The following is a 15,795-nucleotide window of genomic DNA, read 5'->3' as shown; positions in this document are numbered from 1 at the left end:
GCTAATTAATTAATTTTTTATAAGCCTAATTTTTGTTTTATTTCTTCAGCCTGTCTAATCATCAATTCTATTTGGGGAACATCAAGAGTTTGGGTGGTGATTAAAATTTGACGGCAGTCATAAGTTGTAAACGGCTTTTTTAGTATTTTTATTCCATATTTATCCGGATTCATACGTAAATCACAACCAGGATACGGTGTTGTCACAAAAAAATCAACCTTATCTTCTCCTTTCTGCAATGGTAAAGACTTTAAAAATGCCAACGTCTTAGCAAATTCGTTAGGAGTATCACCAGGTAAACCAATAACAAAATAGGCTTGAATAGCAATTCCGGCTTCCTTTAAATTCCGAATTCCTTTTTCTACAGCCTTAAGGTTTTGAAACTTAAAATTTGTTTTTAGAACAATATCAGAAGCAGATTCAATCCCTGTTGCGACTACGCGGCAGTTTGCCTGCTTCATCATCTTAGCTTGTTCCAAAGTAATTACATCAGAGCGAAGTTCAGCACCCCATGGAAGCATATGAGGACGAGCAATTAACTCCTGAAGAAATTGCTCAAAAAAAGTCTTTTTTACATTAATATTATCATAGAAATTAATAAATTGATAATTTCCACAAGAAAGGACATAATCAACTTCTTCTATAACAGAATTTAGTGATCTTAAGCGCATTTTTGGAAATAATCGTGTACGTGAGCAAAAACTGCATTGATTTGGACAACCCCGGTTAACTAAAATATCTGCTACTTTGTAAATTCGCGAAATTAGATGTCGAGCTGGGAGTGGAAGTAAATCGAGATTAGTTGCAGGAGGAAATCCAGTAGATATAATATGGGTATGATTAGTTTTAGATTCCCTATAAGCTAAACCAGGGGGAACATTATCAAGAGATGCAAATAATGAACAAATATGATTCTGTGTGTTTTTATATTGTTCTAGCTGATCTCTCTGATTTTCATATAAAAAATCAATCATGGGCCTATTTAATAGAAGATCAATCAACCAAGGAAATGTATTTTCAGCTTCACCAATACACACAACATCAACTTCTGGAAGAGAATTTAAAACATTAGAATATTCAAAAGAAACATGAGGCCCCCCAACGATAATATAGATTTCAGGATTTGTTTTCTTAACCAAGCGGATAACTTCTTCAATTTCTGGAAATGTATTAGTTAAAGCAGTCAAGCCAATTAATCGGAATTTTTTTGCATTTTCTTTTATAAATAGATAAGGATCTTCAAGTAAAGTAGCATCTATAATTTCAACTGAATAACCATAATTTTCAAGTATTGAAGCCAGAAGTAATAAGCCAGTTGGAGGTTCACGTAAAAAAAGATCTACCTTATCCAATATTCCATTTCTAAACTGGGCAGTTTCATTAAAAGTAGTTATTTTTTCTTGGTTCTCCAATTCTGTTTTCCAATTAAATAAACAAACATCGATCACGTTATTCAACATAAAGAGAATTCGATACTATTTGGTATTTTTGATTATTTCTCAAAATTAGATAAAAGAGAGAAGTATAAAAAAAAAAGACAATTAAACTTATTCGCACTGAGGTTTTAAACTATTCAATAAAAAAAAGCAACCTTATTCACACTAAGTTTGTTGTGTATTTATTGCATTCGATTTATGTGCCATCATTTGATTTTTCCATGATACTGCCAAGTTCTGAATTTCTGCAAATACTTGATTACATTCACCCAATGAATATGCAGAATACATTACATGATCGACAATATTCGTATGTGGAGACAATTGTTGAATAATCTCTTGGATTTTTTGATTAAACTCATCCATAGTTTCTCGATCTACTAAATCTCGTTTCGATCCTGCAAGAACGATTGGAATAGATGGATATTCAATTTGTACCAAATTTATCCAATGGGGAAGATTTTCAACCGTTGATACTCGAGTCAAATCATAGAACACAATTGCGGCTTTAGCGCCTGAAATAAAAGCAGAATGTATGAATTGAAAATGTATCTGTCCTCCGAGGTCATAAGCCAGCAAATCAACATCTTCTTCTTGGTAATTAATAATTTTATAACAATCGAAATCAATGCCTATAGTAATTTTTTCTACTGGTACAAAGTGTTTAGCTAACTTTGAACGAAGAAGTGTAGTTTTCCCACAATTTCCATCCCCAGCGAGTATTATTTTATAGATCAGATGTGGATTTTTTTTTTTTTGTGTCATGATGATAGTTACCCATAGAACTTTAACGGTTAAAACTATTTTTACTTTGTGAAATGGAAACTTTCCAACCAATGATCGAATTTTTTCAAAGGGTTATACAATTCAGTGAAATTTTTTAATGCATTTGCCACCCGCCTTTGCAATGCAATAAAATTGTACAAAATTTTTTTTGAACCTCCTCAACAATAAATTCTTTAACTCAAAAATCAATGTAGTACATTATTAATGTGATACCATTGGTGTAAAATATTGAACTTCATTTGGATAATCAATAAATTCAATTCAACTACATTATTCTATCGAAGTTATTCAGAATTACGTTTAGATCCAGATCTTGTATCAGGTTTATTAACTGCACTAAATTCATTTTCTGAAGTTGAACTTCAATCTCATGGTATTTCATCGATCTTAATGGCAGGATTAAGTTGGGTTTATTCAAATCATCCTGATACTGATTTACTTCTTATAGCAGCAGGGTCAAAAGATAAAAATCCTGAAATTATGCGTTCCAGACTTGAAGTTATTTATCAAATGTTTTTAGAAAAATATAATCTTACTCCCTATGAATTGGAAGAAACTTTAATTGATCAAGAACGTTTTGCTGATTTTGGAGAAGTAATAGATGAACTTCATGATCAATGGGCACAGGCAGAAAAAATAATTTCAGGAGGAATGGCGCGGATGTTTGATATGATTGGGATTTTTCAACAGATATATAATCGCCTAACTAATATTCTAATTGAATATTTTGCTTATATTGACCCAGATAATGTTCCAAAAATTCATAAAGAAATTAAAAATTTACTTGAAGATTTTCAACAAATGCCTGAAACCCAAGACTACCCAGAATTAAAAAGTATTGCCTACGGGGAATTGGGGTGGAACGTTGTAAATTTGAACCCACTTAATTTAGAAGAGGATTTATTGAGAAGGATTTTAGTTATGATTACAATACAACTTCATAATACAATAAAACAGAAAATTCCAGAAGCCAATCGTTTATTAGCGTACTCTAAAACCCTTTATCCATATATCGTACACCAGTATGAATTGCTAGATTCTTTGGACTTAAACTCTCTAATTTTACGTATTTTTCTTACATAAGCATTCTGCAATATCCTAATCTATTTTTGGCCATTCATAATGGAAAACCATTTTTTTAGCAACTGTAATATAGTATTTTAGCAAAATACGGCGATTATTAAATTCTTCTTTCGCGATCGTAACTAATTGTGCTTCTATTAAATCAGAAAGGTGACGCTTTACAGTTCCAGGATTTAATTCAGTTTTTCGACTTAATTCCATAATAGTTTTAGGTTCTAATCGAATTAGGTTAAGCAAATTATTTTTTTTTTTATGATTTAGTTGCCCAACTATTTCTAAATCATTAAAAATTATTTCTTCTTTTTGCTGATAGAAAAAATGTTTTGCAGTAATAGAATAAAAAATATCACTTGATGAGGTGTTTAATATTTTTTTTTCATGAAATTTGATTATACCTTTTGAGATCAATGTAAATAATAATGATTTCAGTGTTTCTTCTTTAATTCCAGACGATTTTCGAAGTTCATCAAAATTTTTTTCTCCTGTTATAAGTAATAATCGGATTTTTCGAACATCATCACTACTAATTAAATTCATTAGAATGGGGTCTTTTATAATTTGAGTATCAGAAAGAATTGGTGAAGCAGGTGGTGAAGAATGAGATAATCGTGATGAAGAAGCATCAACGTTGTGTTTAGAAATTGAAATTTCATTCAATGAATCATTTTCAATTTTTATTGATTTTTCACCCAGCTTCATCACCTCAAAACTGACTTAGTGTATTGTGAAAAAAAATCCTTCGCTTTTTATAGCAGTATCATCTTCTTTGAGAAGAAAATTAGAAAAAAAACATTATTTCTAAATTCTTGATCTCTTCATTATTCATTACCAAAGATATGTACAATCTTTAAGGAATTTTATTGCTTTATGTTCAAGCACAGTGTTTTCATCTAAAATTTCTTCAAAAGCACAAGATGAGTCTGGTTTTGATTTATTTAATATTTTTTTAAGATAATTTTGTATAACTTGCATGTTTTCTGTAATTTTTAAAAATAAATTTGCTGCAGAACGTATCAAAAATTCTCTTGAAGATCGTTTGTTTTTTTCAGCCAGATCAATTAAAAATCGAGATGCATCTCCTTTCATTTCTATGAAAAAATTGCATAAATTTAGCAAATGCTTACATTTTTCAATGCATGATTTATGTTCATAAATTAAAACTTCTTTGATTAAAATTTTCCAAGCTTCATATACATTTTCTCCTGTATATTCATCTTCATTTGATTGAAAATTACCTGATGCTAGATCAACTGCTGTTCTTAAAATATTTTGATATAGTTCAAAATTATTTACTTTTAATCCTTCATTATTTTTTTTATTTCTCAGGTTACATTTTGTATTTTCAATATAGCATTCTGGTTTATCATCACTATATTTTCGGACAATTACAATATTCAAAAAGGGAGATTGAATAAAATTATCAAATCGGATAATTTTTCGTTTTATTGGTTGATTTGATTTAAGTACATCAACAATATAGTTATCGTCTTTAATACCTACGATCAACGAATATCCAGGATGATCAAGCCCAAAAATTAAAATGGGTAACTTTGTTTTTTTTAATTCTTTTTTGACTAAAGTGAAGATATTTTTCGCTCGATTGAAATCTTCCAAAGAAATCATATCCAAAGGAGTGGGATAATACCTTTCTTCATAATACGATACAAAATATACTCCAAATTGCTCCAAATTTTTAAGTAAATCCAATTTAGTAATGTTTTGATATTGATAAATTACTTCATATTTCTCGATAGACAAGCAATTTAAAAAACAGATGCCCATTATAGCCGAAATCCAATGTTTTGGAAATTCAATTTGCTCTAGTTGTTGAAGTATTGCTATTCCACTGGAAAGAGAATTATAACTTGGTATAAATGCTGGAGGTTTATCAATGATTACACTAAGTTCAGAAGATAAAGAATTATTATCACTATTTTTCTGAATTGTAACGTTAGATTGAAGGTAATGCATCAAGTTTTTCTCAATATCCATTACCAATGATGCATTTACACTTAAGAAAGTAGATCCTTTTTTGGTAATTGCGTAAATTCCTCTTGAAATCCGTGTGATTAAATGTTCTTTTTCTAAAATATTCAAATGATTAGCTAAGGCAGTTTTTGAAATTTGTAATTGATCCTTTATAATTTGAAAATCTAAAGGAGATTGAGAATCAAGTAATATTAAAATATCAATACGCTTTTCATTGGCTAATGATTTCAACACTGAAGTTATTTTATCTAACTTTTCCCTGTATAGCAGGGTTGAAAGTGGTGTTTGTACAAGTTGTTCAACCATATATTTACCCCATTTCGTATTTTTGATCCTAAATTATTTTGAGATAAGCAACTTTGATGCGTCGAAATCAGCCAAACCTCTGATGGCGATTTTTACAAGACAAAAAAAACCTTCTGATTTGGAAATAATAATTAGATTAATTAAAACACTATGACTATAAAAACTTTTTTAATATTGCAATTTATGCAATAATAAAATTTTGAGAAATAATTAAGATAACATAAAATTTAGAGGTTTTTTCATAAAATTTCTCGATGATTTTTCTTGATATCATTCAATATTTAAAAAAAATCGATAATAAATGATTATCCATCTTTTAGTCTTAATACTATCATTGCAAAATACACATTTGAAGGGATTTCTTGAAAATAATCAAATTTCTTTAGATTAAGAAGTTAATACTCCAGATTTCATTCCATTTTTTGTTGTATAAAGGTAAATTAGATTATTTAAACAAATTAACCAAAATATCTAGATTTGCAGTAATATAATTTCAAGATCAAAAAAATAATCAAGGTCCAGGTAATTATTAATTCGTATAATTTTATTCCAATTGTGACTTTGATTCAAAAAACACTCTTCAACTCTTCACCTACCAAAGAAAAAAAACGTAAATCACAAAAGGTTAATCATTCTATAAGAGTTTCTGATGAAATTTATCAAGAATTACAAAAAATGCGTAAAAATTTGGCACATTCTACACACTCTTTCATAACCTTTAATTATGTATTGAATTCACTACTTGCAACTAAAAAGAGTTATGATCACATGAAAAAGAAGAAGGATCAAGTTGAACGAAAGTTAATTACAACAATTGAAGAGGAAAATCAATATTTGAAATTGATGCTGAAACAAAGCCTCAAAAAAAATCAAGAAACTTCTCCTTTAATTCTCCAAGGGCCGAGCCCCTCATCGACACAAATCATATATCATACACAATCACAATACCATCAACAATGTCTTGGACAACAACTATATTACCCTCTATATTCCACCTTTTCAACATCTCCACCACATTCACCACATTCATCACACCCACCACCTCCAATTCCAAGAAATAATACATCCAATAAATTGTCTTTAAATTCTCCCCCAAATGCCACTAAAAGTAATGCACAATATTTCTCAAATAAGATTCCACATTATAAAGAACCTAATACAGGTAATATAAAGAATGATTATAAGAAAGAGATTACTCAAATTTTTAAAGGAAACATATTAAAACCTTCAGAAATAATTCAAACAACCAAGCCAAAACACCATCTTTCTAAAATTAATGAGATCGATGAAAATTTCTTTATCCCTTTAATCGATCAAATCTCCACAGCAAAACAATTTAAAAAATCTGAAAGTTCTATGATCCCTGGTTAAATAACGTGATTTACTATTATAAATTTACAAATTGCAAAATGAAAATGTTTAAGGATTAATAGAAAAACGTAATTTAATGCAAAACATTTTTTTTCACCCCAATTTGTTTATCTTGATCACTTAATGTGGAGACTTTCAAAAAATTCTTTTATTAAAAATTACCGACCGCTTGTAATGGCTCATCGAGGTGTAAGTGCAAATATTCCTGAAAATACCCTTCCAGCTTTTGAAGACGCATTTAATAGTGGGGTGGATTGCATTGAAACTGATATACATTTGACAAAAGATAATCATTTCGTCTTTTTTCACGATGAAAAACTTAATCGCACTACAAATGGTAATGGAAAAATCTCTAAATACACATTAAAAGAATTGAAGCAATTTGATGCAGGATATAATTTCACACAAATTGAAAATGGAAACATAACATATCCTTATCGGGGAAAAGGATACAAAATATACGCAATTGAAGAAATAATTCCGATTTTTCCCAAAATACGATTTAATATTGATATTAAAGACCAAAATTCTGCAGCTCCAATATTATTGGCAAAACAATTTAAAGAAATGGGCGTAGAAGAACGAGTAATGGTTGGATCTTTTCATCAAAAACAGATTAATACTTTCAGGAAAATTGCACCTGAAATTTCAACCTCTGCGGGCCCAAGAGAAGTGTTTCAATTTTGGTTGAAAGCAAGAAAATCAAAAAAACAGAATAACAACAACGATGAAAGAAATAACAAAACTGAAAGATATTATCAAAATCATGAAGAAATTGATGTTGCTAATGAATGGGAACAAAATCAACTTAGAATTTTTGGATATAAATTACCCTATGTGGCACTTCAAATTCCAGAAAGTTATTCGATTATTCATTTAGTAACACCTGCTTTTATTGAATTTGCCCATTCTCTAGGAATTGCTTTGCATATTTGGACAATAAACAACGAAAAAGATATGCGCAGACTCTTAAATTGGAATGTAGATGGTATATTCACAGATCATCCACAAAGATTATTAAAAATGATAAAATCGTGAATTTTTACAGTAATCAAATATATTTTTTATGTATTATATATGTAATAAATGATATGATCATCCATACTGCAACTAACACACCATATACACCAGAATATCCCAGAATGCTATTTATTGCAGGAAGTGCAAATTGTCCAAATGCGGTGAAAAAAAATCCGAATGTGTTATAAATTCCATTACCCAAGCCACGTCCATGAATTGGAAGATATGATTGCGTAAAAGTTGTGATTTCTGGATCCAACATACCTAAACTAAAGGCTCCAAGCATGGATAGAATAATAAAAAGCCATAATTGATTAACTATAATTAAAATCAAACCTGTTATTACAAAAGAAACTGAAGCAATATTAATAAAACGCAATAACCCAAATCTCTTAGAAAAGGTTGGAGCAGAAAAAATACCTCCAATATAAACTAAAGTAAGAGGTAATAATACGATTGCTGAAGTAAACTCTGATAATTTGAATTCTTGAGTAAAAAGCCAAATTTGGTAAGCGATTAATCCAGAAATAGTAAAGCATCTAATCGCATTCATCCCCAAACCAAATATATACTCCTTTTTGCAAATGAATATCCACTCTTTTTGATTTGAAATAGACAAAATACTACTTTTATTATTGTTTTCATTTCCTTCTATACTGTGATCAGTGTAGCTTAGCAGTTCTATGTCCTTTAGCCCTAAATTTCCATTGTTTTTATCAACATTTGTAATATTTTGTTCTTCAATAAAAATAAATTTTGGAGCTGTTTCAGGAAGGAAAATTAAAATAACGATCATTGCTAAGCCGATAAAAATAGCACAAAGAAAAAAAACCCCAGACATTCCTAAAAACTCTGAAATTACACCACCAACCATTGTACCAACCAAATAACCACCTGTCATGGAAATCATATAATAAGAAATCGCTCGTGAACGATTTTCTTTCGAATAAGTATCCGTTATCATAGTTAATAATATCGATGAATAAGCACCAATACCTTGTACGGCTCTGAAAAGAACCAACTGTTGAAGTGTAGTAGCATTGTAGCATAAAATGGTTCCTATCAAAAAAATACCCATTCCAATTAATACCATCTTCTTTCGGCCAAAATGATCGGATAGTAAAGCAAGTGGAGTTTGAAAAACGGTTTGAGTAAGAGTATAAATTGCTAAAATTGAACCGTATGCAACAGATTCACCATCCAATGATACAATATAATTTGGAAGGCCCATTGAAATAGATGAATTTCCCAATACTCGCAAAAAATTTACAAAGATAATTAACCATAAAAAAGATGAATGTGTTGAAAATTTTTCGAAATTAGAAGGGGTCGTATGTTGATTAGTTAAATCTGAAGAAATAAGAATTCACCTTTAATATCTATGGTGAAGGATAAAAGAGAGATTGCCAATAAATATTATTATTTCTTTATTCCAAAAATAATTTTTCATTCATCACTTAATAAATTAATAAGAAAAAAAAATACTTCAAATATTGTTCAACTTTGGGAATATCATTCAAATATATATTTAAATTGTATCTTATTATCATCTATGCAGCACGAACGACATTCTCCATCTTATGATCCTTTTTTATATCCTTTTTTTTTGATACAGTGCTTGCAAGTTCAGATGTTAAGGATTCTTTATTTTTCATATATCTACGAAAATCAGGAAGCAATTCCATCATTGGAACAATACTTGAAATTAACGAATTAAAGCTTTGGTTTCCTTCCCCCAAAACAATCATCTTTTCAGGAGCTAACTTCGAATATATTTCAGGCAATCGCTCCAGCAATTTTAAAGTAATAAAATTCGGATCTGCTTTGGATATGGCTGCAACTTGTTTTTCTAAACCTTCAGCTTCAGCCATCATTTTTTGTCGCACACCTTCTGCTTCAGCTTGGTATTCTGCAAGTTTTTTCATCCGAATTGCTTCAGCATCGGCTCTAGCGCGCAGAACTGTAGCTTTTCTATAAGCTTCTGCCTCAATCTCCATTCGCTTCATTTCTTCTTGTTGAATTTGAATTTGAGCATTTTTATCAGCAACGCCAGCCAAACGCGCCACTTCGATTTCCCGTAAACGATATTTCTCAGCAGCATTAGCTTCAGATAATTTTGCTTTGCGTTTTTCTTCGATTTTCTTAATAGCTTCCATATTATCTTTTAACTGTGAATCTAATACTTGAACTTCAGTTATTTCAAGACTCTCTATGACAATTCCCCAATCACGAGTTAGATTTAATAATTGATCAGTGATCAGTTTAATAATCTCTGTTCTTTCACAGATTATTTTCTCAATCTCCAATCCTGCACATGTAGTTCGAATGATCGCTTCAGTTGCTGTGCTTAATATATGTTCAACGTAGTCAGGTGAACGAGGATCCCACTGAACCGCATTAAATGCAGTTTGAGGATTTGAAACTCTCCAATATAAAATTGCAGATATTTTTACATCTTGAAATTCTCGTGATAGAATTTTCTCACTTGAATTTAACAAGGTTTTTCGCGTAGTTGTGGGAATTACAACGATTTCGTCAACTAAAGGTAATTTAATTACCTTTCCGCCACGGCCTGCGGAATGCACTTTTCCATTTCGCAGGTGAATTACATAAACATTTGTTTTAAATTTTCGATATCTCGAAGCAAAAAAAACTGCGATAAATACCAAAGTTAGTACGACTAAAAGAACAATACCCACCGGACCTAATTTAAATTCTGCCATTTTTTATACATCCTTTATATTATTTCACTTTTTTTTTATTTGATTATTTCTGAATAGAATAATTAAAAAAAAATATAATTGGTTAATTTTCAATCTTGATTTCTTGATTTCTTTATTTCTTTCATAAAGATTTAATTCTTAAATTTTCTATTTTGAATTTTTGGACTTTCAGGATTATCGTCTACTAAATACAGCCCATCTTTTGCCATGCAAATATATACTTGATCGCCTGGATAAAAATAAGACAAAGGATGAAGCGATCTTGCAGCCAATGTTTGAACAGCATCATAAGTATTTACAGATATGACACCACCTTCATCTGAAACCGCGATTTTGACAGTAGCTTGTCTTCCAATTAATTCATTACCTAATCTAACTCGATACATTGTATTTTGAGCAATTTTACTCCAAAATTTGGTGATTATAATTGATATAGCAAAAGATAAAATAACAGTCAAAATAATCCAAAATTCTTTTAATCTTATATAATCATACAAGAATGTTCCACTAGCACCAAACCAAAGTAAGAAAAGCGAAAATTTTAGAGATAATGGCGTTTTACCTTTGGTTTTTACAAATTCAGGAAGTTGACTTTCACTTGTGAAAGAAAAAGCAAAATCATGATCAGAACTAAAATCATGTTCAGAACTAATTTCATAGTCAGAACTAATTTCATGGTCAGAACTAATTTCATGGTCAGAACTGAATTCATGGTCAGAACTAATTTCATGGTCAGAACTAATATCATGATCAGAACTAATATCATGATCGCTTAAAAGTGAATGATCCCCCTCAAAATTACCACTAGATGCAACATCTGCATCAGAATCAGCACTAGAATCTCCAATATGACTACTTGTGGAGAGCGAGGTTGCAGATAAAAAAAGAAGCAAACTTACTAATAAAATTCCCGCTATAAGGGAACCCACGCAGATTGAAAATAAAATTTCATGCCATACCATCGATACAGATATCATCCTCCAAAATTTATTTTCCAAAATATAAGAATCTCAGAAATACTAGCTATAATTTAATAGTACTTTCACTTAGTACAAATAAAAATCCCATTACTTTCAATTGGCATCATATGATATTAAAAATTTCATATGATTCATATGGCAATATTAAATCTAAAAAATAATTTATCTATTGGTTTATATTCACTATTTCTTAAATTTATGAATATTACATGAAGAAAACTGCTTTAAATATGTAATTGCAGCTTTAGGTGATTCAACAACATGATAAAGTTGCTTGAACTCTTGATTCGCGAATGAATTAGTAAAAAGATATTCAAAATGTTTCAAAAGATAGTTAAAAAATCCAAATGCATTAACAATCACCATTGGTTTATTGTGATACTTTAATTGTTTCAAGGTTATTATCTCAACTAATTCTTCCAAGGTTCCAAAACCTCCTGGTAAAGCGATGAATGCATTAGCGCGCTTTTCAATTTCAGCTTTCCGTTCTCTCATGCTATTGGTTATAATTAATTCATCGTAGTTATCTATATGCGGCACTTTAGTCGATATTTTTTCAGGAATAATACCAATCACAACACCTCCATTTATTTTGACTGTTTCAGCTAATTTTCCCATTAGTCCAAGAGCCGATCCTCCATAAATTAAATGATAATTGTTTTCAACAAATAATAATCCAATTTCCTGGGCCAGATTAAAAAATTTAGGTTCAATAAAATTACTTGAAGAGCAAAATACGGCTATTGATTTATGCATATTTTGATTAATTCAATATTATTTTTGATTTTCTGCATTGAAAAATCTATGAAATTAAAATATATTAAGTGTTCTAAAACTTATTCGCACATGGCTTTTAAAAAATGGAATGATTTTTCATTTTATTGAATTTATCAAAATTATCAAGAAAATGGTGACAATTTTTTCTCAATATATTATTTAAAGAAAATCAAGGGAAAATTTCAAAAATTAGTTGCTTTTATGAATATTACAATGAAGAGAAATTGAGAAAAAATTAAGAAAATAAAAATTAAAATGAAAAAAATTGAATTTTAATACTCGGAGAATTTAAAATATGATACGAAATTATTTACGACGTTCTTTATGGCGCAATAAAACTCGCTCACTTCTTATAATGATTGGGATTATTGTAAGCATTATGTTGGTTTCAGGAGTTAATATTGCCAGCAATCGTATGGCACTTCATATGATAAAAGAACAACTAGATGAAGTAAAAGTAGATTTTACTTTGAAAAGTGGAGATGATAATATCAAAGCAAATTTAGAAAAACTAGACCAGTTATCTTTAGAAATGGATGAATATATTACTTCTTATGTTGTTGGTTCTGCCACTAATTATCAATCAATATATATTCCGGATTCTACTTCAATAAATTGGTCCGCTTATCTTTCTAATAATGATTACAGTTTATGGCGTCGATTTAATTTTTCAATCTTTTGCGGCTTATACGAAAATATTTTTGAAGATCCACAAGTTCAATCACGTTTTGGTGATTTGATTCAATTTAATACACCCTTAAATTTATCGCAAGATGGAGTATATATAGATTCAGGTTTTGCACAATACATGCAACTTAATCCAGGAGATAACCTTACAATTCGAGTTGTTTTTCAAGATTATGTGAATATAGGTGGAAATTACGAACAAGTAAATTACTTAATTAATTCAACAGATATTCCAGTTTTAGGGACATTTGATATATCAGATATGCAAAATATTCTACAAATAGTTGGAACTTCTGATTATTACTTTCAAGATGGGAGTAGGTTGATTTTAGGAAATATTTCATATATCCAGAATTTGATAGATGAAATGGAATTAATGATGTATATTGTAAAAGGAAATCCCGATTATTCTGATAGTAATTTATGGGAAAATGGAGGTACCGAATTTACAATTAAATATGCAGTGCTATTAGATCATAGTGAAATGCTAAATAACCAACCAAGTGAAATAGCAGATAGGTTGGAATATATATCAACCAGGATTTCACGAATTGGTGAAGGAAAATTCTATTCAATTTCAACTTCGCTTTATTGGGTCGTAAGACAAGTTCAACTTCAGATGATACTATATCAGACATTATTTCTGTTTATCTCGCTTCCCGTACTAATACTAGGATGGTATCTCTGTAAAACAAACTGGTTGTTAAGTTATCAACAGCGTCGAAGAGAAATCGCCCTATTAAAAGTTAAAGGAGGAATTACACAACAATTAAAATCAATGTTTTTCTTAGAAGCTTTGATTATTGGCGGAATAGGAGGGATTATTGGCATATTGGGGGGAAACCTTACATCAACCTTAGTTTTGAGTAGAATTTATCCTCAAGCACTTCAAGATCAGACAACTATTTCAATTATTGGCCAAATATTTTCTGGTGAATATATGAAACTCTCAACCTGGTTAATTGGGATAATTGGTGGTATTATAATATCTATCTTGGCTGTTAGAAAACCATTAAAAGAATTCACTAAAATGGAACCTATTGAAGGATTAGCAAAATACCATGAAATAAGTTATAATGCAATCCCCAAAAAGAAAATGGATTGGATATTGTTAATTGTTGGAGGTTTTCCAATACTGATTTCAATTATTGGAGATTTATTAATGGATCAAGCAAATTTCGGATTACTTATGTTATTATTTCCTTTGATATCCATTTCAACTTCGATTCTACCTTTTGCACCTTTTATACTTACATATGCACTAGTGAAACTTTTATGTAGGAATATTTCACTTTTTCAAAAAATAGTAAGTCAAATTAGCAAATTATTTTCAAAAAATATATCAGTATTTACTTCAAAAAGTATAGTAAATAACCAAGCACGTTCATTTCGTTTGGTATTCATCGTAGCAATGGCACTAAGCTTTTTAGTTTTATCTGCTACAGTAGAAGGCTCTGAAATGAATTACCAAAACCAAAGAAATACTATTTTATCTGGAGATGGAGTTCGTGTTGATCTTTATTCACCTCGATTAGGAACTGATGGTATTGACAATCTAGTGAATTATCTTCAGTCTAATTTTTCAGATGTCAATGTAAGGGGATTAAATTGGCTTGGAACTCTATATAATGGTCGTTTAAAAACATATAGTGAAGATTATAATGGAATCTATGATGATTATGGGTATATGGAAACCCCCAAAGTTTCTTTAATATCTGCAGAAAATTATACAAAAGATATCAATATTTATTCTAAATGGATCAATTCAGAATATGGAGTTGAAGTTATTTCAAAATTATCCCAAGGAAATTACTGCTTAATTCCTGATACTATGGTCGAACAAGGGTATAAAGTAGGTGAAAATCTTACTATTCTGTATAATTCTGCAAATGAGTCCATTTCTGAACCATTTGAAATAGATATTAAGATTTTGGGAAGTTATTCTGCGTTTCCTTTAACAGATGAATATTCTTGGAATCCAGATATAATTATCGCAAATCAGACAATTCAAGATGGTGTAATTAAATATATAACTGTCACATTCTATCCTAGTGCTGGAACATCCCTTGAAGAAATTGATATTGATAAATTAATTACATTAATCAAAGAATGGGATTCAAATGGATATGTTGAAAAATATCAAACTTGGAATGAAGGAGTTACTGATGTTACTGGCTCATTACTCCGATTTCTTAATTTAGAAAGCTTGTATCTTCTCACAATTGTGACTTTCGGAATTGCAATAATTATGTACATATCAATTAACGAGAAATCCCATGATATGGGTTTATTACGAGCAAGAGGAGTAGAAAAGAAAGTAATATACAAGATCCAAATTGCAGAAGGGCTTACTCTAATTTTATTAGGAACCATTTTCACATTTACCGGGATTCTTGGAGGAGCTTCTATTATTATACAATTAAATAATTTAACTGGACTGGGAATATCAGGAGCCTTACAACGAGAAATCTATATAGAATGGGGCAAGCTTCTTCTTCAACTTGCTGCATCTATATTTGCCTTTATAGTGAGTATTGCAATTGCTGTTGCAATTGAAACTAGAAAATCAGATGTTTCAAAGATAGGAGATCTTCTTAGAATTTCAGCATAATTACCTTTTTTTATATAGCATCTAAT

General features: G+C 30.0%; 12 protein-coding genes. 4 read left to right on the top strand and 8 right to left on the bottom strand.

From position 1 onward, the window contains the following. Nucleotides 1-17: 17 nt before the first annotated feature. Both ACXLDF_RS03425 and ACXLDF_RS03420 read right to left on the bottom strand, forming a co-directional pair. On the bottom strand, nucleotides 18-1,460 hold the full coding sequence (locus ACXLDF_RS03425; RefSeq protein WP_457557092.1) for a B12-binding domain-containing radical SAM protein: 1,443 nt from the start codon (nucleotides 1,458-1,460) through the stop codon (nucleotides 18-20). Between the two features lie 141 nt (nucleotides 1,461-1,601). Continuing rightward, nucleotides 1,602-2,201, bottom strand: a complete 600-nt coding sequence (locus ACXLDF_RS03420) for a GTP-binding protein (RefSeq protein WP_457557091.1) — start codon at nucleotides 2,199-2,201, stop codon at nucleotides 1,602-1,604. A gap of 249 nt (nucleotides 2,202-2,450) precedes the next feature. Between ACXLDF_RS03420 and ACXLDF_RS03415 the strand changes: the two genes are divergently transcribed. Next, nucleotides 2,451-3,305 (top strand): hypothetical protein, encoded by an 855-nt coding sequence (locus ACXLDF_RS03415; RefSeq protein WP_457557090.1) that lies wholly within the window; start codon nucleotides 2,451-2,453, stop codon nucleotides 3,303-3,305. A 15-nt stretch (nucleotides 3,306-3,320) separates the two neighbouring features. Here ACXLDF_RS03415 and ACXLDF_RS03410 read toward each other — a convergent pair whose 3' ends face one another. Both ACXLDF_RS03410 and ACXLDF_RS03405 read right to left on the bottom strand, forming a co-directional pair. Next, on the bottom strand, nucleotides 3,321-4,004 hold the full coding sequence (locus ACXLDF_RS03410; RefSeq protein ID WP_457557142.1) for an ArsR family transcriptional regulator: 684 nt from the start codon (nucleotides 4,002-4,004) through the stop codon (nucleotides 3,321-3,323). A gap of 126 nt (nucleotides 4,005-4,130) precedes the next feature. After that, nucleotides 4,131-5,600, bottom strand: a complete 1,470-nt coding sequence (locus ACXLDF_RS03405; RefSeq protein ID WP_457557089.1) for an ArsR/SmtB family transcription factor — start codon at nucleotides 5,598-5,600, stop codon at nucleotides 4,131-4,133. Between the two features lie 555 nt (nucleotides 5,601-6,155). On the opposite strand from ACXLDF_RS03405, the gene ACXLDF_RS03400 reads away from it, so the two are divergent. After that, nucleotides 6,156-6,971 carry a hypothetical protein gene (locus ACXLDF_RS03400; protein ID WP_457557088.1) on the top strand — a complete coding sequence of 272 codons (816 nt, stop codon included), beginning with the start codon at nucleotides 6,156-6,158 and terminating at the stop codon, nucleotides 6,969-6,971. Between the two features lie 174 nt (nucleotides 6,972-7,145). Continuing rightward, complete coding sequence (locus ACXLDF_RS03395; RefSeq protein ID WP_457557087.1) at nucleotides 7,146-8,009, top strand: glycerophosphodiester phosphodiesterase family protein; 864 nt, start codon at nucleotides 7,146-7,148, stop codon at nucleotides 8,007-8,009. A 13-nt stretch (nucleotides 8,010-8,022) separates the two neighbouring features. On the opposite strand, the gene ACXLDF_RS03390 is transcribed toward ACXLDF_RS03395, so the two are convergent. The 4 genes from ACXLDF_RS03390 to ACXLDF_RS03375 form a co-directional block, all read right to left on the bottom strand. After that, nucleotides 8,023-9,267 (bottom strand): MFS transporter, encoded by a 1,245-nt coding sequence (locus ACXLDF_RS03390; RefSeq protein WP_457557141.1) that lies wholly within the window; start codon nucleotides 9,265-9,267, stop codon nucleotides 8,023-8,025. Nucleotides 9,268-9,541: 274 nt separating this feature from the next. Next, nucleotides 9,542-10,714, bottom strand: a complete 1,173-nt coding sequence (locus tag ACXLDF_RS03385) for an SPFH domain-containing protein (protein ID WP_457557086.1) — start codon at nucleotides 10,712-10,714, stop codon at nucleotides 9,542-9,544. 131 nt (nucleotides 10,715-10,845) lie between these two features. Continuing rightward, nucleotides 10,846-11,676: an NfeD family protein gene (locus tag ACXLDF_RS03380; RefSeq protein WP_457557085.1), complete on the bottom strand. Its 831-nt coding sequence runs from the start codon at nucleotides 11,674-11,676 to the stop codon at nucleotides 10,846-10,848. 201 nt (nucleotides 11,677-11,877) lie between these two features. Beyond that, nucleotides 11,878-12,450, bottom strand: a complete 573-nt coding sequence (locus ACXLDF_RS03375; RefSeq protein WP_457557084.1) for an LOG family protein — start codon at nucleotides 12,448-12,450, stop codon at nucleotides 11,878-11,880. 316 nt (nucleotides 12,451-12,766) lie between these two features. Here ACXLDF_RS03375 and ACXLDF_RS03370 point away from each other — a divergent pair, with 316 nt between their 5' ends. After that, nucleotides 12,767-15,769 (top strand): FtsX-like permease family protein, encoded by a 3,003-nt coding sequence (locus ACXLDF_RS03370; protein WP_457557083.1) that lies wholly within the window; start codon nucleotides 12,767-12,769, stop codon nucleotides 15,767-15,769. The last annotated feature ends 26 nt before the right edge of the window (nucleotides 15,770-15,795 follow it).

Source organism: Candidatus Harpocratesius sp., from assembly GCF_054039255.1.
The sequence above is the reverse complement of the archived record's forward strand: the minus strand, read 5'-3'. Positions and strand labels throughout refer to the sequence as shown.